Genomic DNA, 23,810 nt, shown 5'->3' with positions numbered 1-23,810 from the left:
GTTGGCAGCCTTGCTTAAAATGTGACAACGTGCAGAGAACGCTCGCTTGGCAGTGAGGATGTGTCAGTGCAGTGCAAACAGGATGCTTACACTACAAACTTCAGCTATGTCTTTACAAGCTTTGCCTGCACTACGCTTGCACTAGACGGAGCAACCAACACGGCGAGGTCTAAAAAAGCCTTGCGTCATTCCTTAAAATGCTGAATGAAAGAAATCCATATGGGGCATTGATTTATCAAATTACTACAAAGTCACAACTTAACTTCCAAGATGTGCGCCTTCTACCATTGAAATTTCCTTGCCTCTCGATAGAAGCCTTTCGTACGGTTAAGCGTTTAGATGGGCATGTGCTGCTAAAAGTAAGAACCCATAATCGCGCAAAGGGCTGCATAGGTTTGCTGGTGCACGATAAAGGCAATAAGCAGTAAATCTATACCAATTCTTTTGAGGGGTGTATGGAGTGATTGCTTTAGGTTTTTTCAAACAGCGTGGAACCTAATGCCAAGTCTTGCTCTGTTCGGCTTCGTTAGATTCAACAAGGCGGTCAATGGAATCAAATGTAAGATGGGTAAAGCCGTTCCAACAGACAAGAAAGGCGATTGCGCAACCGATGCGGGTGTTCGGCTTCCTTCGTCAACCCAACCGACAGAGGTTTTAGATTTAATTAGATCCACCGACTGACAAGCGACGAATCTATCCAGGTCATACGAAATTGGTATTAAGACGCTGCATAACGAAGAGGCACTGATTTTGTCGGTTAGGTGAAGCCTTGCAAAACCTAACACAACGGTAACTTGAGTATTGAACAGCAGTAACTCTTCAAGTTCGCCTAGGTTTGTCATTGGTGCAATATCCGTGATCGGATTGTTGCCGAACGAGAGCGATCGCAGCTCCGTCAAATTTTGCAACGGTGCGACATCGACAATCCCATTGCCAAATACAAATAGACTCTGAAGCTGACTCAGAGCGGCTAGGGGCGGCAGGTCACGGATGCGGTTATTGCCTAGGGCAAGATACCAAAGCTGATTAAGGTCTGCGAGGGGAAAGCTCGGTGATCTGGTTGTTAAACGCTTATCGTACAGCGACAGGGTTTTGAGATTCGTGAGGGTTGCTAGCGGTTGCAGATCAGCGATGTTGCTACTGTCTAGAAATAGATACTCCAGGTTAGTGAGCGACTGTAGAGGGGTGATGTCTTCGATGTCGTTTACGGTTAGAGACAACCAGGTGCCTTGTTTGAAGGCAGATCAGGACTTTAAAAGAAAAACTTATGATTTGAATTTGACATTATGTTTCAAATTCAGGTTGTAGAGTGCAAAAATCGGTGCACTTCAGGATAGACTTAATCGCATAGAGATTCAAGTCTTAATAGAAGAAAATCTATGGGAGCGCTGTAGGACAGCAATACCTTCTAGCCCCATTCGGAGAGCGGTCATCTCCGAACCCCCTGCCGACATGTTCTCGCGTCATACCTGTGCTGTACAGGTGTAGCGCTGTACCCCTACTTTTTAAAGCTCAATTATCACAATAAGCACTCCTCGTTAGAGGAGGCGTAAGGAGGTATTTGTGGATTTCTTGTCCTTATTTTTAATGGACTTCGTTAAGCAGTTGCAGTCCCCAACACTCGGGTTTTTGATTGGTGGTATGGTCATTGCCGCCCTCGGTAGCCAATTGGTAATTCCAGAGGCAATTACTCAGATCATCGTCTTCATGCTGCTCATGAAAATCGGTCTGACCGGTGGTCAGGCGATCCGCAATTCCAACCTGACAGAGATGGTGTTACCTGCAGCGTTTGCTGTAGCAGTAGGGATTCTTGTTGTATTCATCGCACGCTATACGTTAGCTAAGCTGCCGAAGGTTAACACCGTGGATGCGATTGCGACCGGGGGCTTGTTTGGTGCTGTGAGTGGCTCTACTATGGCTGCTGCCCTGACGCTCCTGGAAGAACAAAACATCCAATACGAGGCATGGGCTGCTGCACTCTATCCCTTTATGGATATCCCAGCGCTTGTAACGGCAATTGTAGTGGCCAACATTTATCTCAACCACAAGAAGAAGCGTAGGGCAGCAGACGAGTCTCTCAGCAAGCAGGAGTATCTCAGCAAGCAGACCGTTGCGGCAGGCGATTATCCTGATCAGCAGGATTATCCCAGCAGCCGGCAAGAGTATCTCAGCAAGCAGCAGTCTGCGGATAATCGGGTCAAAATATGGCCGATCGTGCAGGAAAGCCTCCAGGGTCCTGCCCTATCGGCAATGTTGCTTGGCATTGCTCTTGGCCTGTTCACTCAGCCGGAAAGTGTCTATAAAAGCTTCTACGATCCCCTCTTCCGCGGCTTGCTTTCGATCTTGATGCTGGTCATGGGTATGGAGGCTTGGTCAAGACTTGGCGAACTACGTAAGGTGGCCCAGTGGTACGTCGTGTATAGCGTAGTGGGACCGCTGGTGCATGGGTTCATCGCCTTCGGTCTCGGCATGATTGCCCACTACACCACAGGATTCAGCCTGGGCGGTGTTGTGATCCTAGCCGTCATCGCCTCCTCCAGTTCAGACATCTCAGGTCCGCCCACGTTGCGAGCCGGTATCCCGTCGGCAAATCCCTCCGCCTACATCGGTGCCTCCACAGCCATCGGTACACCCATTGCGATTGGCTTGGCAATACCGCTCTTCCTCGGACTCGCCCAGGCAATAGGCGGGATAGGCGGCAGCTAATCCCAAATAGATCGCGGTCTGTCGGCTCTCCCTTGACCCGGCAGACCAAGCGACTCAATATATAAGATCAATTACGGTAAGGAGGTAACCAACATGGCCAAGCCAGCCAAAAAGCTTGTCATCGTCACGGAAAAGATTCTGCTGAAAAAGATCGCCGATATCATCGAAGAATCCGGGGCAACCGGTTATACGGTTCTGGAAACCGGCGGTAAAGGCAGTCGCAACGTGCGCTCGTCGGGACAACCTAGCGTTTCTGACACCAATGCGAATATAAAGTTCGAGGTGCTCACCCCGAATCGGGATATGGCCGAGAATATTGCGGATCAGGTCGCAGTGAAGTTTTTCCTCGATTTTGCGGGCATGATCTACATCTGTGACGCGGAGGTACTGTACGGGCACAGTTTCTGTGGGCCAGACGGCTGTTGAATCGAGACGACACAGACCTAAAAAGCCGGGGCATGTCCCCGGTTTTTAGTAGCCGTATTTCTTGCCTGCGGGACTTGGGTCTCAGTTGCAGTCCCCAACGCTCGGCTTTCTGCTTGGTGACATGGTTATTCGCCCTCGGTAGCCAACTGCAAATTCTCTGGATAAATTTAGTCACAGACGGCTTGCCAGTTCTGGCATTGGCAGTCGAACCTGGTAGACCGATCGTCATGCAACAACCACCTAAAGATCCAAAGGAGAAAATTTTCGCCAGCGGCTTAGGTTCCTACATCATACGGATTGGCATTATTTTGGTAGTCATTACCATCTTGATGATGGTTTGGGCATACGGCTATACCGCTCAAGTACAGAGTGAGTTATTAGACTGCGATCGCTGGCAAACAATGGTGTTTACCACGCTTTGCTTAGCGCAAATGGGACAGGCGCTGGCAATGCGTTCTAATACGCGGTTGATATTAGAAGTGAACCCCTTCTCGAATCCCTCTGTTCTGCTATCCGTTTCCGTCACCACTATCTTGCAACTAATGCTTGTTTATGTTGAAGCACTCCGAAACTTCTTCAATACTCATTACCTGAGTGGCCTAGAGTTACTCATTTGCCTTGGCTTTAGTTCTCTCGTCTTTGTCTAGATTAAAGCAGAGAAGCTATTTATCCGCTGGTATGTCTCTCGTAAATAGTTCAAGACATGACCCATTAGCACTGTCTATCTTGTTTATGAATGAAACAACTTCGTCCTTTGGTATTCAAACTTGCTACCAAGGGGAAGTCACAATTGACCTGGCACCTTACACCTACCAGCAGTTGCAGAAACAATCTGTCAGCCTGACTGAGTTCATTCAGAAGCTAAGCGCTTTCATTACAGCGCTAGAACACAACCAGGAGCAATACAACATCAATCCCTACACAGAAAAATTTAATCGAGGCATTCACATCTTAGGTAAACACGGTTCTGAATTAGATGTTTTTCCGGATTCATCTCTAGCATTAAAATGTTCAGAAGGGCGTTGGGGCGCAGAAAACCCCAGAAAACAGTTCTTCAGGAGTATCCAACTAGCTTGGGAATTTGAAACTCGGTTAAACGAGCGAGAAAAAGCGCTGCTCCAGATTTGTCCTGTTTATTTACACTTCCAGACGCGCGTCCGGAGTGCTCTCTTTCAGCAAAGCTTATTTATGCAAAAAATCGAGGGTACTCCATTAGGAAAAACCGAAGCCGGATTTAGTGCTGAATTTTGTCAGATATTCAAGATCCCTACCTGCAACGAAATCCTACGAAAATTTAGGTTCTCTCTACACCGTTTCCTCGATCCTGATCAGCAGCGCCAACTGCTCAAAATTCAGTCTACTTATCTGTTTCAACGTTTATCTGAAAGAGGAATCACAATTTTTAGCCTGAATCAGAAAAATATTCTGGCAACGTTAAACACAAGTCATAAACAAGTTCAATATGTCATTATTGATCCGATCCCAGATTACTATTTGCCTCTTTCTCCCGCCTATAATCTTTTGACAGGCTACTTCTGTAAATCTATCTGAATAACGCTATGTCCCCTTATTGCTCTTCTCAGTTGTAATGTTGTGAACATCAGTAATGTTTTAGATATGTGAAACGACTGCTGCTGTAACTGAGCAGTAAAACTTGCGCAATTAGCAAATCAGTTGCACACTTTCTAAAACTCTGAAACCGATAATATTTGAGACTTTCGGATATTGAGACAAATCAAGCCAAGGATTATCAATATCCTACACTTAAGCCCCAAAACGCTTGCCTACTCTAGGGGCAGGGATTGACGCCATTCATTTGCTAGTTGCGCCGAATCATTTGCTCATCCACATCAGTCGAAAGGGGCGATCGCCCAATACTCCTATGCTACCCGTAGAGAAGAATGAGAAACCACAGGAGGAGTCTAGAAATTGAGCAGTGCCCGAGTCTTGCGGCTCGCTTCTGCTTGATCAATGCGGTCGAGCGCAAGGGACGTTAGCTCACCGTGAGCACCAACGCAGGTTAATTACGGTGAGAATTTAGTGAGCTATGCCAGTGAGCTGAAACGATGTGCCTTGAAATCTAAGCAGCCTAGACCTTTGCCGTTTACAGAAGAGGTGATTCGGAAGCGGGCTTATAAACTGTGGTAAGCCAACCCTGAAGGGAGTGCGGAAGTTCATTGGGACGGGGCGATTGAAGCATTGAAGCGAGAGCGATCGCTGGGGTGGAGAGTACGTCAGTCCTGGCAAACAGCGTTCAGCACTGAGAACCGTAGTTTCAAGTTAGACGCTTTAAAGTTTGTTGTTTCAGCCTTTGGGGTCTTGGCGACTGTATTTGCTGGAGTGGGTTTGTACTTGACCTACCGCACTGGACAAGAGCAACTAGAAGCAGCACAGCAGGAACGACAGCTTAACAGCGAACGCTTAGTGGCTGACCGCTTTGCAAAAGCGGTAGAGCAACTGGGTAGCAAGGAACTTAACGTGCGCATTGGTGCATTTATTTACTAGAGCGCATTGCCAAGGACTCGCCCAAAGACCATTGGACAATTATGGAAGTGCTGACCGCTTTGATAAGGAACAAGTCGCCGTTACCGAAGAACTGGAAAAAAGACTCAAAGCAGCAGTTAGCAGGCGTAGCTACTGACGTCCAAACAGCCTGGACAATCATTGGGCGACGAGAAGTGAGGCACGAGCGAGAGGGTGAGATGCTGAGCTTGCAGAAACCTAACCTTAGTGGTGCTACCCTCCTTCTTGCCAACCTCGAAGGTGCTAAACTCTTTGACGCCAAGCTCGAAGGTGCTGTCCTTGAAGGTGCCGATCTCGAGGGTGCCCGCTTCCGTGGTGCCCGCCTTCTGGGCACAAAAGGTATGAAAACCAAACAAATCAAAGAAGCCGACAACTGGCAAGGTGCCCGCTACAGCCCCGCTTTTCGCCAACAGCTAGGACTCCCACCCGAAAAGCCCTAACCCTAGACCACCAACACTCAAAATAATTGCAAACCTTCGCAAAACTTTTGGGCTGAACGAGACTCAGCACTTAAAACCGCTGCCTGTAGTCAATCACCAAGGATGATCGCCCGGTCTGGCTATGCTACCTGTAGAGAAAAGGAGAAACCATAAAGAGGAGAGTGTCCCACCCTCTCCCCCTCCCTCGGAAAAGCCACAAGTGGGAGTAGTCAGAACAGGGCAAAAGCAGTGCTAAAAGTAGACAGAAGCACGCAACACAGTGCTAGAGGCAGACAGAGCGATCGCTCCACTCAGTCACTAACAACAACTAAGCCTCTGCCGCTTCAGACCCAAAGCGCAGGCAGAAAGTACCTGTTACCACTCGCCAACCGACCTGGCAGCACGACCGAGGTAAAGTGCTGGAACGCCACCAAACTCACGACTAGCAAGCAGTGGTTTTGTGTACCATGCCCACCGATTTGGCTAAGCTGCCACAGCCGCAAAACGGCCTTAACCTCTAAGTAAGGCAAAGTAGTGACACCCTTTTTAAGGAAGGGTTCTTTAGTGGCTTGAAGCCTCCCCCGTCCCCTGCTTAGCACGTCCCAACGCTTTTGCGTCAGGAGTCGTGGGGCTAATCAACTGCTAAGACTGGGTAGTTGAGTTGACGTCATTTTCTGACAACGACCAAATCCTTTGCTCAAATAAACTGTGGCAACGCATAGGAAACCCAAGAAGGCTCTATAGAAAGTGAGAAGTTTGACGAACAACTTAAAACAACAATCAATGAACAGTCGGAGCCCCTTTTTGCTGCCGATTTATTTGCAAGCATTGCAGCGGCACTTGAACCAGGCGACTACCTTCCTGCCCTTGTTAGCGAGCAAGCAAATTAGCAGACAGCTTGCACAGCTAAAACTTCGGTGGTGTGGGCACGAAATCCGATGACCCGGATGATTGGACTGCTGGAGAGACTCTGGAGCGATTAATGGCTTCTCTCAACAAGACGCTCAGTACGATCTATGGCAGTGGCTGACGAAAGGTTTTGAGCCAGCTACCGCATTGTGTAGCTGCAGACTAGCGGGCACCCATAGCCAACATACTCAAAGAAGCGCCCTGATAATAGTGACCTAAAATTTCTCGGTAGCCATAGCCCTGTTGAGCCATTGAGGCCGCACCCCATTGGCTCATACCAAGCCCTCTGTGAGCTTCGTCAGTAATTGCCTGAGTGGAAGCATATTGAGCTAACAGCACTTGACCGTCTGTGGTGAGCATAACTTGCCCACGGGTCTGAGCAACAGCCTCAGCGGTCGTATTGAACTCGCTGTCAATGCCCCGGTATGACTGGTAGCGAGTGCTGGAATCCAAATCGTACAGTGAGTGAGCAGGACTGATATGGTGATTTAACGCATAAGACCGAGCAGCGATCGCCTGAGCCTTCAGCGCTTCCATACCCCAGGACGGGGACGCTTCAGCACCGACTACACTAATCAGGTATTGCTCCAAAGCGACCCAGTTCACTACGGTCAAGCCGCCCGGTTGAGCGGTGACCATTAAAGTGCCGCGATACCACTTCCCACCAACAGCGATCGCGCCACCGGCACTGGGTCGAATGAGAAAAGTTGACGGCAACTGCACCGAGCCTAGCTGAATGCCCTTAGAGTTCGGAGACGTGATCAGGCTTTCCATTGCGGGCACCATACCAAGCGGTCGTTGAGATGAGTCCAGAATCCAGGCAGGTGTAGAGCTAGCAAGCTGTAGAGCAATCACGTCTTGCACCAAAGCAACGCGCATTGTCACACCTGAAGTTGGCTGTGACATGACTAAAGGTACACTACCGTTCTGTTGCCATGATTGAGCAGGCGCTTTAGCTGCTTGGGTTGCAGCTGTCAGCAGTGGTTGGCTGTCCACAGTTTCCCAACGCCCGTCTATAAATTCCCGCAGTTCAAAGTGAAGGTGCGGACCAGTGGACATACCGGTGCTGCCCACCCGACCAATGACCTGACCTGGTTGAACCATTTGACCAGTCCGCACAGTAACGGCAGACAAATGGGCATAAAGCGTTTGTAAGGAACGTCCGCCCCACTGAGACTGGACGAGAATACGCAGGCCATAGCCACCGTCGTAAGCAGCAGAGACAACCTGGCCCCCTAAAGCAGACAGAACAGGTGTCCCAGCAGCAGCACCCAGATCAACGCCAGCATGGAAGCGACGCCTGCCCGTAATTGGGTGCGTCCGCCAACCAAAACCCGACGTGATTGGTACTGAAGTAGGGAGTGGATAACGCAACAAAGCCCCGACCTGGTCTAAAGAAGACGGCAGATCAAGGGCTTGAGGGAAGCGGGGCTGAGGACGGTAATGAGACTGAGTCGCCACCGTGAAATAGTTGTTTATGTAACCACCAACAGGTGCCGAAGGAGGAGCAGGTAAACCTTGGTAGCCGATGGTTTGAGTTGGTGGCACAAAAAGCTGCTGTGGCTCACTTTGTCGCACAACTGCTGCTGACGGTAACGCAGTCGGTACGACTGGAGTCGTAACTGGAGGTGACTGGCTTGCTGGAGGTACCGGCGATGCTACCGTAAGCGCTTCAGTCGGCGGCGACACTTCGAGCCAGTACCCCTCACCTTTGTGGCGAATTAGCTTTATGTCTGGGGGTACTGAAGTCGGTTGCTTCCTGGTAGCCTTTAGCGTAGGTAACTCAGTGGGAGGTAACACTGTCGTTGTAGGCATCTCTACAGTCGGGGCAAGCGGGTCGTCATGCAAAGAACCTGGAGCCTCAGGTGTTTCTAACGTCCCCCCAGGCACGCTCGCAGCGTCAGGCGTAAACGAAGGTTCCAGTAGAGGTGCTGACGTCACAGTCGACTCACCAGAAACAACCGGATTAAGAGGTAGGGGTTCGCTCGCTGAGCTTGAAGCCGAGTGCCCTATAGGCTCAGTTGCAGCTGTAGCGCTGTAGTCATTCAATAATAGTAGAGGGGATGAGCGTCCTAAACTTTCAGGCTCAGAAAGAGCCAATTGATTGACTGAAAAACTAGTTTCTAATTGCACGGTCGGTACGAGAAGGTGATCCGGTTTCGGCAAAGCCTGACCCGAAAGACCAGTAACAACGAACGTCGTTAAGGTTCCGATTCCTGCAATCAATCCTCGTCGTACAGCACCGTGCATAACAATCCATGTGAAAATAAAGACGTCATCGCCCTTACGCAGACTGCCCCGCTCTGGAGCCAAAGTGAACTCGCCAAATCTACCGAATTGCGCCTCAAAAAGTTAGTTAGCAGGCGTTATTACGGAGAATTAATCGTTTTGTTTCAGAATAATTCAGCTTATGCCGTCATAAAATTGGTGCAATTAAAAAGTCTCTACGTAAATACTGTTCAAACGGGCATACTAACGGGGTAAATGTCTCTAGAGGCTACATCAAGTCTGGCAGTACTAACGCTACCTCTCTTTTGAAGAACTTATGTCTCGAACATCAACCTGGAATTTTGCTCCTACCGACACACTTCGTTTGCCCAAGGTGTTTAAGGTAGGAATTGAAAAAATAGCGAGAGCCATTGATGCCGGCAATGGCGCTGAAGCTAGAGCAGTCCTAAATAAGTTGCTAGCAGAATACGAGCCCATGGAGGCAGTGATTGAAGAGCCACAATGGAGTGAATTTACCCCTCCAGTAGCAACCAAGGCTGTTAGCTCTAGCGCTGTAGAAGATCTCTTTTTAGAAGACGAACCAATTCCCGTTGAAGTGTTGTCACAAGTCTTTCAAAAAGAAGTCTCTGTTAGCTCTGTAACAAGACTAACAGAGACTTCTGCTTTGCTAGAAGACGATAACCCGGCAGCAGAACCCAGTGCTTCACCTGAGCAAGTTAGCAGCGGCTCAGACCTTGTTACCAGTTCATTAGAGCTGATAACCGAGGAAACTGAAGGCACAATGAGTGGCACTCAAGAAGGTACTGTTATGGCTGTCGGTCCTGAAGTTGCAAGTGGCTTAACTGAATCTATAGATCCACAAAGAGATGCTGTCATAGAACAGTCAATCGAACCAACACAACCACTGCTTGAAAAGGTAATCCCTGGTCATCAAGGCAGTGACCTGATAACACAACCACATGCTGTAACAGTAAATATTGCGGACGCTGAAGAAGCAAATTCAAACCCTGACAATGCAGACCAAGCAGAAGCCATTGAGGCGCTTCTTACTGAACCGGAGAAAACACAAGCAACAACAGAAAGCGTGGTAACGAAAGCGCCTAACCTAACCGAAATTATTCGGTTGCAGACTCTAGTGACAACCATTGAAGAGACGTTTGGCAAGACGAGTGTTGACACCGATAACTACAGAGAAGAACACGTTGAAGTAAGTGAAAGTGCAGCCAAACCATATTCTGTTACAGAATTGCAAGGGCAACAAAAAGAGGGGCTCTATGCTGTAACAGAATTCAAAGCTGACACGAGCAATACCCTTCCAGGAGAATTAACTGAAAGTGAAACAGGCACCTTCGAAGCAGTAGAAAATAGCGTTACAGAATTGAAAGAGGCACTCAATTCAGTAACTACGTTCAAAACAGCCACGCCCGTAACCTTTAACGAATTTGTCGTAAGTAGCACCGCTGAAAAAACTCTTAAAAAGCTTGAAGCCATTGCCACGCAAGGAAAGCAAGACTACAGACTAGAGAATCTTTATTCTGTGACAGAAACACTCAATGATTCTGTCACAGAACCAACTACTGTACTTCAAGACTTACCCAACAGTAGTGAATCAAAGGTAATTGAAACAATTGAAGCTCTACCAGCAGAAGCACTACCAACACCAGCCGAAATTGAGCAATTAGCGGAGTTTGGTCAAAACCTTTTCCAAACGTGGCTCTTACTGGCTCAACAAAGGAACCGTTTGAATCAAGAAGACTGTTGGGGTGTAAATATCGGTATTGAACTGATTTACAAAGAGGGCTTTCAGTCTGTTTCTATGCACCGCTTCCTCAACCTGCTCGGAAGCTTGGCTAAGGCTAAGGCTATGCAGACTTATGGGCACTTACACTTGTCTCAAAAGGGCAGTCAGGAGTCAGTTACTCTGAACGGAGTGCCCGTTAACAAAGTAGCTTACTATGACCCACAGAAACCATTAGATCTAAGAGGTATAAACCGAAATCAACAGACTATAGTAACGGCTTCGGAAGAATATCCAAGTAAGTTTGAAGAAGCTCGTCAAGCGATCGCTTTCCATGCTGATCAGTTTGAACAGCACGGGAAACAAACGAAGCGAAAGGAAGAAGGAGCAGCTAACAATAAAGGCTTAAATATACTCGAAAGCCTGAGACGCTTCTTAAACTGAAACGGATTGATATAACCGCAAAAAAAGAGACTTTCAGTCAGCACATCAGTGCTCTTTGAAGCCTCGCATAATAATTAGACTAAACAAGCGCTACTTAGCAGCAGTAGCCTTACGCTGTAGTTTAAGTTGGGCGATCACTGACTCAGCTTTGTCAAGCGATGGCGCAAATGTCTGGTTGTAGAAATCAACTAAAAAGGTTTGCCAATCCAACTTGCCAGACGCAATTTGGTCTAGTTGAGATTCCATTTCAGCTGTGAATTTCGGACGCACTAGATCAGGAATAACAGCATCCAGAAAGGACATTAGTTCCATGCCAGTTGGAGTCACAACTAATTTACCTTTTTCCACCTGGACATAGTTACGGTCTTTCAAGGTTTTGACCGTGCTGGCATATGTAGAAGGACGACCAATGCCCTTCTTTTCCATTTCTTGAATCAAGCGTGGTTCCGAGAAGCGACCGGGTGGGGACGTGCGTTTTTTGTCAGCTTGGACTTTAGCACTAGTCATCATTTGACCTTCTTTAACAGCAGGCAGCACTGAATCACCACTCAGGTTGTTCCAGTACTTGGTGTAGCCAGGGAAGGTTAGCACCTGACCACGAGCCTCCCAATTTGTTGTGCCGGACTGTAGCAGCACTTTCGTTTTAGCTATCAGTGCGGGTGCTGCTTGTGTAGCGATCGCCCGCCGCCAAATCAGGTCATACAGTTTGATTGCCTCTGCTTTGCCGTTCCCCTTCAACTTTTGAAAAGGCGCTTCAGCCAGAGACTGAGCCTTCTCTGCTATCATTGCGCAATCAGTAGGACGGATTGCCTCGTGAGCTTCCTGAGCACCGTCCTTGCTTTTATGTTTTGCCGTTTTTGCAGGCACATTTGTCGGGTCTGTCTGCTGGAGGTATGCCAGGGCAGCCTCACAGAAGCTGGCAGACAATGCCACTGAGTCAGTCCGCATATACGTGATCATGCCTTGCTCATAAAGCACCTGAGCCAACTCCATCGTCCGCTCTGGGGCTAATTTCAGGAGTGCCCCTGCTGCTTGCTGTAAAGAGGACGTAGTAAACGGTGCTGGAGCATTGAGCGTGGCTTGCTGGCTCTCAACCTTCACAATTTTGTGAGGCTTAGACTGCGCCTCTGACACAATTTGAGCCGCTATTTTAGGGTCTGTAATACGGTCAGACTCTGACTCTTTGGCTTCCTGTTCTTCAGAGACTGCTGCTTCAGTGTCTTGGCTACCCGCTTTAGACGCACGGTACAGCGCTTTGAACCCTTCAGGGTAGGTTGCTGAGAGTGTGAAGTAGTCTTCTGGCTTGAAGGCACGAATCCGCAGCTCTAGAGAAGCCAACAACCACAGTGCTGAGGATTGAACACGACCCATTGACTTAGCACCAATGTCCAATGCCCATACAATCCGTTTGGTGCCAGAGTAGCCCACCATTTTGTCCAGGTGTGCTCGTCCTAAAGCAGCGCCCACAAGATCAACGTCTAGCTTGCGTGGGTTCGCCAACGCTTTTTGAATCGCGTCCTTCGTGATTTCCTGGTAGACCACGCGATCAGGGTTCTTCAGCTTCAACTCCTCAGTTAGATGCCAGGCAATGCTTTCACCTTCACGATCGCCGTCTGTCGCCAGAACAACTCGGCGACCTTTCATTTCCTGCTTAATTGCACTCAGGTTTTTCTTTTTGTCTTTGGAGACTTCCCAATTTGAGACTACTTTAGAGCCGTGAATGTCGAACCCACGGCTGTCTTCGCCGGAATCCCCAAGTTCACGAATGTGACCGACGCTCGCTTTAACCACAGCGTCTATGCCCAAGTCCTTGCAGTACTTTGTAATTTTCTCGCGCTTACCGGGAGACTCAATAATGAGTAGCAGCTTTTCCATAATGCTTAAAAGGTTGGAGTCGTCCAATGCGCTCTTACCAAGGTGGCGACATTGACCGCTGTACAACCTTAGAGTGCCCAAACAGTACGGTTGCTAAGCGTGGCACGTCAAACAGCTGCACTGATAATCGTCCTTGAGCTTAAAAGTCAAGCTGTAACTTAAAACAAAACACAAAACTAGCAACACCACTAGACTTTCGTTGCTTGCTTGACTGGCGCTTTGTCAAAACGAGGGTCTTGACAAAGCGCTAGAGTGATCCATTTCCGGGGGACTCTAGTACTATGGAAAGCAAATTCCCCGTCTGTCCCCAGCTTCGCTACATTCGTTGGCGGCAGAGGGGCTATACCAGGAGTTTTTGACATGGAAGAGTTACTGACCCAGGCAACGGTGGCCGTCGAGTGGTTTAGTTTGAGCTATATGGCGGGGTCACTCGCCTGGCGCACACACCTTCACTTCACCCAGCCGTTCCAGACTAAGTTCCAGACGCGGCGACAGACTACACCCGTCTTACGGGAATTGAGTCCCCAGCCGCCGATTCAGACCGTCCCACCGTCCAAACCACGCTCCCCCGTGGAGCAGCTACGGCAACAATGTCAGCAAGCCGGGATCAAATGGCGTGACGCACATGGGAAACACAAGCACCTCAAGAAACATGAAATGCTAGCGGCCCTCAAAGCCAGCAACGTGATTCCCTTCCAGCGTTAAGCGTCAGGCGCTACACCCAACAACAGTTTGTACTACCCGCCCTAGACTACTCATGTTTGGGGCTTTTTGTTGGCAGTGAGATAGTGCTAGGGTCAAGACACCATGCCACAAGACAAGTAACACTACTGCTCCCATAGTGGGACAGCCGTTCACGCCACAGCCACAAACCCCATGTCAGAACCAACCCAACCCAACGCCAAGACCGAGTCTACTGACGCTACAGATCGTAGCTTGCAGCAAGACTTCAACCAGTGCCTCGATCAGTGGGTGGTAGAAGGCGAAGTGAACCTTGTCCGGTTAACTGCCTTGGTCATGGCGCAGGCACAACAACTTAAAGCCGAGACCGACGAGTACCAGGCGCTCAGCGAGCGACTGGCTGAAACACTAACCCAACTACAAGTCAAGGCAGTCGCCAAAAAGGTGTCCGGTTTCACGCTGCCGCTCCAGCCACAAATCGATCGTATTACGACTGCGTTGGAATACTTGTGCCGCTTTGGTTTTCTTCATGCCGTCTAACTGAATCGCTTTAATCACCTTTTGCCGCAGATCATAACTGTAAGCTTTTGCCATTGATGCATTCGATGCCTAGCATTGGGGACAACTCTAGCCTCCGTCCTAACTGTCTTGGCCGTAGCACTACTCACCGGATGAGCCTTCTTCAATCCAGGCGGCGTAAGGCGCAAAGATGTGTTCAATTGCTACCGCATGAATGGCGGGTAACTCGTAGGTGTGCAGGTCACGAACCGCAGTCTCGACCGTAGCGTACTGTGCAGCGGTGGTTTTGAACAGGACGCGCCACTCAGGTTCGTGCTGCACGGCACCGTTCCAAGCGTAAAAGCTCTCAATCGCGGTGATCTGGGCGCACGCAGCCAGTTTGCGCTCGACGAGCGCCTTAGCGATGCGTCGGGCCTCTTCCTGTGTTGCGACCGTTGTATAAACTGCGATGAGTTGCATAGCTGAGACAGTAAGGAACCTTTTGACTTAGTCAGCAGACGACAGCTTCTCTCTGGAAGTACCGCTAGGTTGATTCACAGGGCAATACTCTGGACTTCATTTGAAACAATATTGTTGAGCAGGATCATCGGCAGAGCAAGCGGCTAGGATAACGGCAGTGAAGTGGAATGGCTTTGGAACCCTCGTGATGGTGTGATACCCTTTTGTGTCTCCAACCGTGCCGGGAATAAGAGGACGTTGATTGGTATCTTGATCGCTACCTGTTTAACTATCAACCGCACTCTAGCGAACGCATCTTCATTGACCTGACTCCAAAGCGGGCGTGCAAAGAGCAACGGTCAAAGTAGAACATTGGTGGGAGCATTCAGAGCACCCAATGTGCACAAGGTTTGCTTTTAAAGAAGTGGCGATCGCACTCTTCCTCAACGACTTCAAAATTGGGCAAGACCCAGACATAATCAAAGCTAGCACGGCACAACCGATTGACTCAGCCAAAACAGGCAAAGCGCTGGAACTAATGGGACAGAGCTTCAATACCCAGACGATGAGGACGTTTGAGTGCGACGACCGGAGTTGTAGCTAGAGTTGTACCCAGCATAAACAGACCGCATGGTTGCGTTATAGCCAGGCGAGGCATACACCGTAGTTGTCACGCCGCCATTAACCCTTTTCACCACAGACCGAACTCCAGTGTGCGAGTGCGACGAAGCTGGGCGGCGGTAGGAGGAACGTGTTTGGGTCAAACGGCTGGCAGGCTGAGTGCGGCAGAGCGATTGCTTCAGGTCGATGACTTGCCCAGACGCAGTAGTCATGTAACAAGCACTATCAGACTCTGGTGGTAACGCATGGGCACGCAAGGCAATAAGCGTCATTAAGGCAAGTCCAACAGAGACAGCGAGCGACCAAAGACGGCAATTCATGAGGGCAGAAGATACAAGTGCTCTTCAACCATGCACCCACAGAACTGCTACCGCTAGTTCTACTGCCTAGCCTTCACAGAATTTTCATTGACCCGTAGTTAAACGAGCGCGATCGCTACTACTAACACGACTTCTTCCCTACCGATTCACAACCCTTATCGCTGAGGGCGGGCAGCGATAGCGAACGCGCATCCTGAAAGTATTGTCGCTCGCCGCTGACCCTGGTGATGCTTTAGGAGTCGAGAGCAAACGCGTCGCAACCATGTTTAACCGCACCTTCGGAGTCGAGATTAAAGACTACAACGGCACACAAGCGCCAGTCGCTACTGCCCTTTAACAAGCAGGCATCAACGCCGAAGTCCAGTCTTACAACCACTCTACACAGCCCTGTTGGAAGGTGATCACCGATGCCTCCATTAGCGGCAACAAGGGCTTTGAAGTGGTTAGCCCAGTGCTGCAAGGCGAAGAAGGACTACGCTAGGTACGCAGGTGATGGAGACACTGACAAACATCGCTACCAAGGTCAAGCAGTCCTGCGGGATGCACACTCACTGCGGCGCGGCTGACCTCAGCCTGCAACACTGCAAGAACTTGTTTAAGCACTACGTTAAGTTTAAAGATGTGTTGGATGCGATGATGCCCCAAAGCCGCCGTAGCTCTCACGACAACGACTGCAAGAGCCTGCTGTATCGGTTTGAGTGCGGCAACCGTACCCAAACCATCAACTGTGCTTTCGCAGCGATCGACCATGCTAGTTCACTGGAAGACTTGTACAGCAACGTGACCGGACGCGATCGCTACTTCAAACTCAACCTGCTTCCCTTCTGGCAACATGACACGCTTGAGTTTCGCCAGCACGCAGGCACCGTCGATGCTGACAAAGCTTGCCAATGGGTTTTGTTCCTCGGCACCTGGATGGAGCGGGCGCTCGCTACCAACCCCAAAAAAGTTACCGAGCGCGAGTTCACTGTCCGTCGCGCATGGAAGACGGAGTTTGATACCACTTTGGCTAGACTTTGCTCTACAAGCTCCATCAGCCCAGCCTGACGCCGTTCTACCGCGATCGTCGTTGCGTTTACCGAGTAAATTAAGCGTAGACTGCCTACCTAGAGGAGGTGGACTTCATCTACTTGAGGTAGTTTTATACTGAAAGTGTAGAAACCCCAGTCGTAGAGCGTTCTCTAGGTGCAAGGCATGACTGACCAGCCAGCGCTGTTGCTCAGAAAAGAGTGGAAAGACATCACGGTCGAGTATGGCTTGATGGAAGCAGTCGGTGACTTTGACTTTACCATGCCGAAACATGCTATCAGTGTGGCATTTATCCCTCACGATCGCGTCACTTGGTCAGTGGATGGATTGAAGCAAACCACACCGCTACCAGCCGGAAGCGCCTTCTTGTATGGCGATCGTGAGTTTATCTGGCATCAGCGCACGAAACCCAGTGAGTATGTCACGATTTATCTGGAGCCAGAGTTTTTGTGCCGGACTGCGATCGAAAACGAACTATCCGCCGAAACCAGACTGGCTCATCGGGTAATTTTTCCTGACTCTATCATTGTGCAAGTGGCACACCTGTTTAAGAGCGAGTTGCTCAGTGAAGGACTGGCAGGCATTCTGTTCGCGGAATCATTGAAGAATCTGTTGGCGGTTCACTTACTGCGTCAGTATTGTGAACAGGCTCCAGCGAAAAAATTGGTGATTCCCGCAGGCGCGCTAGATGTTGTGAAACTGAAGCAAATTCAGGATTACATTGAGGAGAATCTAGCAGATGAGATTGTCATTGAAGATCTGGCAGCGTTAATTCCCATGAGTCAGTTTCATTTTGCCCGTGCGTTCAAAGCGGCGAGCGGAGACTCACCACACAAATACTTGACTCAGCGTCGGCTTGAACGAGCGAAAGTACTTTTAACTGTTACCAAACTGCCCGTTGCTGAAATTGCCTACCGGGTAGGATTCTCCAATCAAAGCCACTTCACGGCGCACTTTCGCAAAGTGACTGGCGTGACACCCAAAAATTATCGATCGCAGTGCAGCTAGACTCTGATACTCAAGGAGCCACGTTTCGCTTCCAATCCTTGTACAGAATTGCTAGCAGCACTACATCTTCAAACACTCCCCACTTTTGAACGCGTTGCCGCAGCACACCCTCTTGAACAAACCCATTTTTCTTCAACACCCTACCTGACGCTGGATTTCTCAACATGTGGTAAGCGTAGAGCCGATTGAGATGCAGGTCATTAAAGCTGAAACAAAGTACTGAAAGTAGAGCTTCACTCATGTATCCCCGCCCCCATGCCTCAACTCCTAACCAGAAACTCAGTTCAGCAAGTGAATGTTCTCGATCGATTTCTCGGATTTCAATCACTCCGCTCACCGACTTCTCTGGCTTACGTTCAATCGCAAACGCAACAGAATGCTGCTCTTGAAACTCAGAGATTCTCGTAGAGAGATAGTTCTCAGCTTCGCCTTCCGGGTAAGGATGAGTAATCGAAATCATCGTATTGGCAACTGCACGATCACTGGCAAGTCTTTGGATAGCTGGCGCGTCAGTGATTGCCAGCGGACGTAAGACTAACCTGGGAGTTTCAAGCGTGATGAGAGGGAGCATGAGGGCAGTTTACTATCAACTTTGATAGCAATATAACTGAGACTTTTGCTAGGGGCGAGTTCCTTGCTCCCATGTCCAGGTCATTTTCATGCGATTGACTCGCCAGCCCTCGGCGGTGTGGACGAGAGTATGTTCATAGAACCCTCCCAATGTCCAGGTTCCTTTCTGAGTATCCAGGTAAACATGATGCGCCTGAAAGTTGGAAAGGCAAATGGCCCTGTCGCCAGTGATGGTGACAACATGACTACCAATGAGATGCTGAATCGTTGTAAAGGTTTGGGTGAAGAACGCCTTCCATCCGTTGATTAGGTCGTCTGCGTTGACCGACGTAGGTTGCCCACCGTTCAACGAGGTGTAGTCGGTTTCAACGTGATCGCTAAAGACATCCCGACAGGCTTGCCAATCTCGCCGGTCTGCCATCAAACCAATGCGATTGACCACATCAATAATTTCAGCTTGCATGAGCTTTGTTCCTTTGAGGCTATCAGCTTAACCAAGACCGCCACCATCCACATTGAAAGCTACGCCTGAAACGTAGGATGCTTCTGGCGAAGCCAACCACAACACGGCGGCAGCGACTTCTTCTGGTTTGCCCACCCGCTTAATTGGGTAGCCAGAAGCCAACTGTTCTTTCGTCACTTTCCAATCCCGCTCCACCCGATCGAGCATGGCAGTGTCAATCGCTCCCGGTAAGACCGCATTGATGCGGATGGTTTTGCCATATTCCTGTGCGGCCATTTTGGTCATATGAATCACGGCGGCTTTGCTGGCACCATAGCCGACAATGTTGGCAAAGGCCCGCTGTCCACCAATACTTGCCATGTTGATAATCGCTCCGCCACCAACTTTAAGCAGATGGGGAATTTCGTATTTCATGCCCAGAAACACTCCACGGGCGTTAGTGTTCATCAGATCATCAAACTCAGCGATCGCGGTGTCGGCGATCGAGTTGGGTGGATAGTCAATCCCGGCATTGTTGAAGGCGATGTCTAACCGACCATACTTGGCGACACAGGCATCGACAAAAGCTTTGACTTCGGTTTCTTTGCGAACATCAGCCCGCATGTAAGTGGCATCACCACCGGTGCTGCGGATTGAGGTTTCGACTTGCTTGCCCAACGTCTCACGCCGACCACAGAAGAAGACGTTCGCCCCTTCTTTAGCAAACAGTCTGGCAGTCGCTTCCCCAATGCCAGACGTTGCACCCGTAATCAGGACAACTTTGTTAGCAAATTTGCCAGTTTGAGTTGTTGTTTGCAAGGGTTGCGGGGTTGGCGTATTGGCGTGCGCTTTTCCTGTCAGGGTTGTTGCCACACCTGCTAATCCTAAACCTCCGATCGAAAGAATGCGCCGACGATTCAGACCTTTCATGGTTTTCTCCTTTTCAGATATGCATCCTGTTAATTGCTTGTAGTGTAGCCGCCATCAATCGCCAGATTTTGTCCCGTCACGAAACCAGCAGCAGCCGAACAGAGCCACAAAACGGCTTCAGCGATGTCATTCGGTTGCCCAACGCGCTGTAATGGAATCCCGGTGGCAACCTGTTCTAACATACCTGCGGGTGCGTTTGCCCACAGTTCAGTTTCCACCGCACCAGGGCTAACTGCATTGATCCGAATACCATTGGCTGCATATTCTGCCGCTGCTGCCCGTGTCAAAGCCGCCACTCCACCTTTTGCCGCTGCGTAAGCGCCGTAGTTTGGTACTCCCAAAATGCCGCCTTGAGAAGACATATTAACGATCGCTCCTTTGCCCGATCGCAACATAGCTGGAATCTCGTATTTCAAACACAGCCAGACAGATTTGAGATTCACCGCCATCTCTTGCTCCCAATCTGCTTCCGCAAGCTCGATCAGTTTGCCTGGTTTGCCTGACCCAGCATTGTTGAAGGCACAATCAAGCCGACCATAACGTTCCAGCGTGCGATCAACCAATGTCTGTACCTCTAATGCTTGCGTTACATCGGTTTGAACAAAAGTCGCTTCACCACCCGCTTCCACAATCTGCCGAACGGTTTCTTCACCTTCAGGCACTCGTCGTGCGGCAATCACGACTTTGCCTCCCTCTTTAGCAAAGGCGATCGCGGTGGCTCGACCAATCCCCGAACTGCCACCTGTCACTAGTGCTACCTTTCCATCCATACGTCCACTCATAGGTTGTGTTCCTGCTTAAGGTAATCTCTTGCACAAAGAGCGTTATTTCTGTGAAATCGTTGGGCTGGCAAGTGTTTTTTGAAAGTGAGTTGCGACGGCTGCAACGGCCGTGGAAACCTGCGGATCGCGATCGTAGAAATCGAGGTGTTGTCCGTCTGTCCACACCAGTTGCTTCTGTCCACCCAATTGGCTGTAAAACTTGCGGGCATTATCAGGTAGCGCAGACCCATCACTGTGCACGATCAGCGTTGGCGCTTTGATGCTAGAGGCAAGCGCCACACCATTAAAGTCCTGCCATTCGTGCCACGACATCACGGCAAAACGGTTTGTCCATTGTGGAATCACGCCGCGTTCTTTGCTACCGTAGTAGCTGACATCGCCCGACATGGCAGCATTGAAGTTCGCTTGAGCATACGCAGGGACATACTCTACTTTGCCTGTGCGATCGAACGCTTGACGAGCCGCTTTGCCAATTGCCATCCGACGCTGCACGGTTTCTTTGCCAAATAGAGCTTGCAGAGATTCTGGATCATGCAGCCATGCTGCCACCGTCGCAAACGATTTAAAGTTAGCATCTTCAGCCACCGCTTTTGCCATGTAACCTGCACTGGCACAAATGCCCAAGCCACCGATCTGGTTTGCATCTACCACTGGCAGCGACTTCAGAAATGCTGCTGCGTTCTTGATGTCCTGCACTTTTGCCGCAGGCGATTCGTACTGACGCGGGGTGCCGCTGCTTTCGCCCCAATAGCGGAAGTCAAACGCAAAGGTAGCAAACCCCCGATCGGCAAGCCGTTGAGCATACACCGCAGGCATCTGTTCTTTCACCGTTGTCCATGCACCCGTGACGATGATCGTGGGTAAGCGATCTCCGGTTTGATAAGTCGCAGGGAGATAGAGATTGCCGACCAGCGTTTCGCCTTCACCTTGAAAGGTGACTCGATTGATTCCCGGTCTGAACGTGGGTTGAGTGGTCATGATCGTTGGCTCCCTGCGTTGAAGCGAAGGATTGGGTGTTTCTGACAAAACAGTGGGAATGGGGGTGAGCGCAAGCAGGGCGATCGTTCCAAGCGAGAAGAGCTTTGTGGTGTTCATGGCAATTTCCTGTTCCTTGAGTAGTGTCCCGTTTGGATACCTCAAGATTAGAAAAAGGCCTCGCTGAACTAAAGCCCAATTCTTGCGCTGTTTTGTTGCATTCTTGCGCTCTTGGTACTGCACCAATTTATTGAGTAAGCAAGGGCGATCGCAACCGCTTAAAAGCCGCAAAACGATTGCCGTGATTGCTCTACTTGGCGGGTCACATCCTACAGTGCAAACCGACGCACGAAAAACGTATTGGGAACAGCGGCTTCTTTTCCTGGCAGCAAGCGATGACGAATGCGGGATTCGGTAATCCAGATGGTTTGACCCGCGATCGTCAAGTTTACAGGTGATTCCAGTCCGCTTGCCAGCGTTTCGATCTCCTTCGGTGTCTTGGTATCCAAAATATTCCTGATCCGCAGTAGACGACCATTACCGCTGGAGACTGCTCCTTCGGTGATTAGCAGCGAACCATCAGGTGCAAATTGCATTCCATCGGGATTCTCTAGCGATCGCGGCAACGGAATCGCTTCCACTTTCGGGTTTCCCTGCGCTTGCGGAGTTATTTTCAACAGCTTGCCATCTGAGAACATGCCTACAATCAAAACGCCATTGGCAGCACGGGCAATGCCACCTAACCCAATTTGACGAGAGCGAAACTGCTCATCTTCTGCCCAAACTCGGAACTGCGTGGTTCCAGGAGCAAGGTAGTGGATGCGTGGACGCGAACTATCCGTTACATAGACTCCTCCATTCTCATCCAGTGCAATATCATTGCTAAATCCACCAGCAGGCATGGCAATTACTTGCAGGACTTTAGCGGTGCGAATATCGATCGCAAAAATTCGGTGAGGGCGACGAGTCACCTGACCATCGGCACCGCGAACGCCAAGAAAGTCAGGTGAGGCTCCCCAGAGAACGCCCCGTTGCTCATCCAAGCGTAGACTGGTTGCGGCAAAAATCTCGTCTGTTCCTGGAAAGAAGGTTTCTGTCTTGCCATTTAGCGTGATGCGGAGAATTTGTCCACTCGTAACAGAGCCAACATACAACGTACTTGCAGCGGACCTGAGCCGTATTGGATCGCGGCTGTGAGTGATGCCATTGGGATACTGAAACCCCGTTGGCAGTTGAATCAAACTTTGTGCTTGAGCAGGAGCAGCCAAAATAGGAGAAGCGGCAATCAAAATCAGGGTAGTTGTTTGGAGGAGAGTTCGATTCATTTTTTGGCAGTGCCCTAAAGGTAATGCTGGCTGAAACACCTTGCCTGTCTGGATTTTATTGAGAGACTGTCGTATGAGCAGCTCTAAGTATCGGTCTAAGATAGAAGCCACAGTGCTGCTTTTCTCGTTGCGCTCCTGGATGTGTTGTTGCAAAGACGTGAAAAAAGTCGAGCTACTTCAGGTCTACAAAGTTAGCTTTAAGTCCTGAAACCCTGATCTGGAAGCATTCATAGCTATCATTAAATTTTTAGGACTACCCATTTTTTCTCATCCTAATTATTTAGGATCTTAGAAATAGGTTTTGCAATCGACGCAAAAACTGTAGAGCAAAACCTGGATCAACTTCGCTGGCTGTATTAAGACGAGTGAGTTGAGCCTGGTTCAACGTGACATTCAGGCAACCAAGATTGTCTTTGAGATGATCGAGATTTCTGGCTCCAATGATGGGAATGTGGCAAGGTGATTGTTGCCGAATCCAAGCAAGGGCAACCTGAGCAGCACTACAGCCGACTTCAGCCGCAATATCGATCACGATTTGAGCAATCTGCATGGCACGCTCGACTTTGTAATGCTGAAAGTACTCAGCTTTGTTAAGTCGATCGTGGTCAGAATCAGCGTTCAAGTATTTCCCCGTCAGCACACCCCCGCCAGCGGCGACCAATCCAGAATGCTCAAATTTAAGTCTTCTGCCATTGGCAGTAAATCTCGTTCTACTGTGCGTTTCACCAAATGGTAGTGCTCAAGATGTAATGATAGAGAAGTAGAGTTGTTCTCCTCCTATGCCTGCCTGCCCCCTTTGTGCGTCCGTCAAAACGGTCAAGAACGGACGTATCCACAATGGTAAACAACGGTTCAAATGCCACGACTGCGGACGACAGTTCATCGAACAACCGACGAAGAA

At 49.6% G+C, this 23,810-nt stretch carries 24 protein-coding genes and 2 pseudogenes; 13 read left to right on the top strand and 13 right to left on the bottom strand.

The genetic code is table 11. From position 1 onward, the window contains the following. Positions 1-479 precede the first annotated feature (479 nt). On the bottom strand, positions 480-1,220 hold the full coding sequence (locus H6F86_RS14010) for a leucine-rich repeat domain-containing protein (protein ID WP_190449231.1): 741 nt from the start codon (positions 1,218-1,220) through the stop codon (positions 480-482). Positions 1,221-1,563: 343 nt separating this feature from the next. On the opposite strand from H6F86_RS14010, the gene H6F86_RS14005 reads away from it, so the two are divergent. From H6F86_RS14005 to H6F86_RS13975, 7 genes and pseudogenes are all read left to right on the top strand, one after another. Beyond that, the gene (locus tag H6F86_RS14005; RefSeq protein WP_190449230.1) at positions 1,564-2,706 is read left to right on the top strand and encodes a sodium-dependent bicarbonate transport family permease; all 1,143 of its coding nucleotides are present in this window, start codon (positions 1,564-1,566) and stop codon (positions 2,704-2,706) included. A gap of 93 nt (positions 2,707-2,799) precedes the next feature. After that, on the top strand, positions 2,800-3,132 hold the full coding sequence (locus tag H6F86_RS14000) for a hypothetical protein (RefSeq protein ID WP_190449229.1): 333 nt from the start codon (positions 2,800-2,802) through the stop codon (positions 3,130-3,132). A 116-nt stretch (positions 3,133-3,248) separates the two neighbouring features. Continuing rightward, positions 3,249-3,779: a cation-translocating P-type ATPase C-terminal domain-containing protein gene (locus H6F86_RS13995; RefSeq protein ID WP_347240337.1), complete on the top strand. Its 531-nt coding sequence runs from the start codon at positions 3,249-3,251 to the stop codon at positions 3,777-3,779. Between the two features lie 85 nt (positions 3,780-3,864). After that, complete coding sequence (locus H6F86_RS13990; protein ID WP_190449228.1) at positions 3,865-4,683, top strand: hypothetical protein; 819 nt, start codon at positions 3,865-3,867, stop codon at positions 4,681-4,683. Between the two features lie 621 nt (positions 4,684-5,304). Beyond that, positions 5,305-5,637 (top strand): annotated as a pseudogene (locus H6F86_RS13985) (hypothetical protein); the annotation flags it as partial. A 59-nt stretch (positions 5,638-5,696) separates the two neighbouring features. Beyond that, positions 5,697-6,095, top strand: coding sequence for a pentapeptide repeat-containing protein (locus H6F86_RS13980; protein ID WP_242033518.1), 399 nt, complete (start codon positions 5,697-5,699; stop codon positions 6,093-6,095). A 762-nt stretch (positions 6,096-6,857) separates the two neighbouring features. Beyond that, a complete protein-coding gene (locus H6F86_RS13975) occupies positions 6,858-7,016 on the top strand; it encodes a hypothetical protein (RefSeq protein WP_190449225.1) in 159 nt (52 codons plus the stop codon). 129 nt (positions 7,017-7,145) lie between these two features. Here H6F86_RS13975 and H6F86_RS13970 read toward each other — a convergent pair whose 3' ends face one another. Continuing rightward, positions 7,146-8,924 (bottom strand): SpoIID/LytB domain-containing protein, encoded by a 1,779-nt coding sequence (locus H6F86_RS13970; RefSeq protein ID WP_190449224.1) that lies wholly within the window; start codon positions 8,922-8,924, stop codon positions 7,146-7,148. Positions 8,925-9,528: 604 nt separating this feature from the next. On the opposite strand from H6F86_RS13970, the gene H6F86_RS13965 reads away from it, so the two are divergent. Further along, complete coding sequence (locus H6F86_RS13965) at positions 9,529-11,394, top strand: hypothetical protein (protein ID WP_190449223.1); 1,866 nt, start codon at positions 9,529-9,531, stop codon at positions 11,392-11,394. A 90-nt stretch (positions 11,395-11,484) separates the two neighbouring features. Here H6F86_RS13965 and topA read toward each other — a convergent pair whose 3' ends face one another. Beyond that, positions 11,485-13,269, bottom strand: a complete 1,785-nt coding sequence (gene topA / locus H6F86_RS13960; protein ID WP_206756043.1) for a type I DNA topoisomerase — start codon at positions 13,267-13,269, stop codon at positions 11,485-11,487. Between the two features lie 360 nt (positions 13,270-13,629). Between topA and H6F86_RS13955 the strand changes: the two genes are divergently transcribed. After that, positions 13,630-13,974 (top strand): hypothetical protein, encoded by a 345-nt coding sequence (locus tag H6F86_RS13955; protein ID WP_190449221.1) that lies wholly within the window; start codon positions 13,630-13,632, stop codon positions 13,972-13,974. Between the two features lie 423 nt (positions 13,975-14,397). Here the strand turns inward: H6F86_RS13955 and H6F86_RS13950 are convergent. The 3 genes and pseudogenes from H6F86_RS13950 to H6F86_RS13940 all read right to left on the bottom strand — a co-directional run. After that, positions 14,398-14,544, bottom strand: a pseudogene (locus H6F86_RS13950) (IS630 transposase-related protein); the annotation flags it as partial. A gap of 66 nt (positions 14,545-14,610) precedes the next feature. Continuing rightward, positions 14,611-14,928: a divalent-cation tolerance protein CutA gene (gene cutA, locus H6F86_RS13945; protein WP_190449219.1), complete on the bottom strand. Its 318-nt coding sequence runs from the start codon at positions 14,926-14,928 to the stop codon at positions 14,611-14,613. 530 nt (positions 14,929-15,458) lie between these two features. Beyond that, positions 15,459-15,848 (bottom strand): hypothetical protein, encoded by a 390-nt coding sequence (locus tag H6F86_RS13940; protein ID WP_190449218.1) that lies wholly within the window; start codon positions 15,846-15,848, stop codon positions 15,459-15,461. A 202-nt stretch (positions 15,849-16,050) separates the two neighbouring features. On the opposite strand from H6F86_RS13940, the gene H6F86_RS32815 reads away from it, so the two are divergent. From H6F86_RS32815 to H6F86_RS13930, 3 genes are all read left to right on the top strand, one after another. Next, positions 16,051-16,185, top strand: coding sequence for a hypothetical protein (locus H6F86_RS32815; protein ID WP_277881667.1), 135 nt, complete (start codon positions 16,051-16,053; stop codon positions 16,183-16,185). Between the two features lie 155 nt (positions 16,186-16,340). Beyond that, positions 16,341-16,895 carry an amidoligase family protein gene (locus tag H6F86_RS13935; RefSeq protein WP_206756042.1) on the top strand — a complete coding sequence of 185 codons (555 nt, stop codon included), beginning with the start codon at positions 16,341-16,343 and terminating at the stop codon, positions 16,893-16,895. A gap of 147 nt (positions 16,896-17,042) precedes the next feature. Beyond that, positions 17,043-17,885: an AraC family transcriptional regulator gene (locus H6F86_RS13930; protein WP_190449216.1), complete on the top strand. Its 843-nt coding sequence runs from the start codon at positions 17,043-17,045 to the stop codon at positions 17,883-17,885. A 10-nt stretch (positions 17,886-17,895) separates the two neighbouring features. Here the strand turns inward: H6F86_RS13930 and H6F86_RS13925 are convergent, their stop codons facing one another. From H6F86_RS13925 to H6F86_RS13895, 7 genes are all read right to left on the bottom strand, one after another. Further along, positions 17,896-18,456, bottom strand: coding sequence for a GNAT family N-acetyltransferase (locus H6F86_RS13925; protein ID WP_190449215.1), 561 nt, complete (start codon positions 18,454-18,456; stop codon positions 17,896-17,898). 48 nt (positions 18,457-18,504) lie between these two features. Further along, positions 18,505-18,918, bottom strand: coding sequence for a nuclear transport factor 2 family protein (locus H6F86_RS13920; protein WP_190449214.1), 414 nt, complete (start codon positions 18,916-18,918; stop codon positions 18,505-18,507). A gap of 27 nt (positions 18,919-18,945) precedes the next feature. Then, positions 18,946-19,827, bottom strand: coding sequence for a glucose 1-dehydrogenase (locus H6F86_RS13915; RefSeq protein ID WP_190449213.1), 882 nt, complete (start codon positions 19,825-19,827; stop codon positions 18,946-18,948). A 29-nt stretch (positions 19,828-19,856) separates the two neighbouring features. Continuing rightward, positions 19,857-20,609, bottom strand: coding sequence for a glucose 1-dehydrogenase (locus H6F86_RS13910; protein ID WP_190449212.1), 753 nt, complete (start codon positions 20,607-20,609; stop codon positions 19,857-19,859). A gap of 42 nt (positions 20,610-20,651) precedes the next feature. Continuing rightward, positions 20,652-21,704 carry an alpha/beta hydrolase gene (locus H6F86_RS32215; RefSeq protein WP_190449211.1) on the bottom strand — a complete coding sequence of 351 codons (1,053 nt, stop codon included), beginning with the start codon at positions 21,702-21,704 and terminating at the stop codon, positions 20,652-20,654. 209 nt (positions 21,705-21,913) lie between these two features. Next, complete coding sequence (locus H6F86_RS13900) at positions 21,914-22,909, bottom strand: gluconolaconase (protein WP_190449210.1); 996 nt, start codon at positions 22,907-22,909, stop codon at positions 21,914-21,916. A 280-nt stretch (positions 22,910-23,189) separates the two neighbouring features. Further along, on the bottom strand, positions 23,190-23,570 hold the full coding sequence (locus tag H6F86_RS13895; RefSeq protein WP_190449209.1) for an aldo/keto reductase: 381 nt from the start codon (positions 23,568-23,570) through the stop codon (positions 23,190-23,192). A gap of 118 nt (positions 23,571-23,688) precedes the next feature. Here H6F86_RS13895 and H6F86_RS13890 point away from each other — a divergent pair. Then, positions 23,689-23,810 (top strand): IS1 family transposase (locus H6F86_RS13890; RefSeq protein ID WP_190446062.1); only part of this gene is annotated, 122 nt, incomplete at its 3' end.

It is taken from the genome of Phormidium sp. FACHB-592 (genome assembly GCF_014695795.1).
Classification (GTDB): Bacteria; Cyanobacteriota; Cyanobacteriia; order Leptolyngbyales; family Leptolyngbyaceae; genus Stenomitos.
The sequence above is the reverse complement of the archived record's forward strand: the minus strand, read 5'-3'. Positions and strand labels throughout refer to the sequence as shown.

What these genes read in the sequence shown, in the direction of transcription:
- H6F86_RS14000 (WP_190449229.1), top strand. Translation starts at nt 2,800, where the DNA reads ATGGCCAAGCCAGCCAAAAAGCTTGTCATCGTCACGGAAAAGATTCTG.
- H6F86_RS13990 (WP_190449228.1), top strand. Translation starts at nt 3,865, where the DNA reads ATGAATGAAACAACTTCGTCCTTTGGTATTCAAACTTGCTACCAAGGG.
- H6F86_RS13975 (WP_190449225.1), top strand. Translation starts at nt 6,858, where the DNA reads ATGAACAGTCGGAGCCCCTTTTTGCTGCCGATTTATTTGCAAGCATTG.
- H6F86_RS13965 (WP_190449223.1), top strand. Translation starts at nt 9,529, where the DNA reads ATGTCTCGAACATCAACCTGGAATTTTGCTCCTACCGACACACTTCGT.
- topA (WP_206756043.1), bottom strand. Translation starts at nt 13,269, where the DNA reads ATGGAAAAGCTGCTACTCATTATTGAGTCTCCCGGTAAGCGCGAGAAA.
- H6F86_RS13955 (WP_190449221.1), top strand. Translation starts at nt 13,630, where the DNA reads ATGGAAGAGTTACTGACCCAGGCAACGGTGGCCGTCGAGTGGTTTAGT.
- cutA (WP_190449219.1), bottom strand. Translation starts at nt 14,928, where the DNA reads ATGCAACTCATCGCAGTTTATACAACGGTCGCAACACAGGAAGAGGCC.
- H6F86_RS13940 (WP_190449218.1), bottom strand. Translation starts at nt 15,848, where the DNA reads ATGAATTGCCGTCTTTGGTCGCTCGCTGTCTCTGTTGGACTTGCCTTA.
- H6F86_RS13935 (WP_206756042.1), top strand. Translation starts at nt 16,341, where the DNA reads ATGGAGACACTGACAAACATCGCTACCAAGGTCAAGCAGTCCTGCGGG.
- H6F86_RS13930 (WP_190449216.1), top strand. Translation starts at nt 17,043, where the DNA reads ATGACTGACCAGCCAGCGCTGTTGCTCAGAAAAGAGTGGAAAGACATC.
- H6F86_RS13925 (WP_190449215.1), bottom strand. Translation starts at nt 18,456, where the DNA reads ATGCTCCCTCTCATCACGCTTGAAACTCCCAGGTTAGTCTTACGTCCG.
- H6F86_RS13920 (WP_190449214.1), bottom strand. Translation starts at nt 18,918, where the DNA reads ATGCAAGCTGAAATTATTGATGTGGTCAATCGCATTGGTTTGATGGCA.
- H6F86_RS13915 (WP_190449213.1), bottom strand. Translation starts at nt 19,827, where the DNA reads ATGAAAGGTCTGAATCGTCGGCGCATTCTTTCGATCGGAGGTTTAGGA.
- H6F86_RS13910 (WP_190449212.1), bottom strand. Translation starts at nt 20,609, where the DNA reads ATGAGTGGACGTATGGATGGAAAGGTAGCACTAGTGACAGGTGGCAGT.
- H6F86_RS32215 (WP_190449211.1), bottom strand. Translation starts at nt 21,704, where the DNA reads ATGAACACCACAAAGCTCTTCTCGCTTGGAACGATCGCCCTGCTTGCG.
- H6F86_RS13900 (WP_190449210.1), bottom strand. Translation starts at nt 22,909, where the DNA reads ATGAATCGAACTCTCCTCCAAACAACTACCCTGATTTTGATTGCCGCT.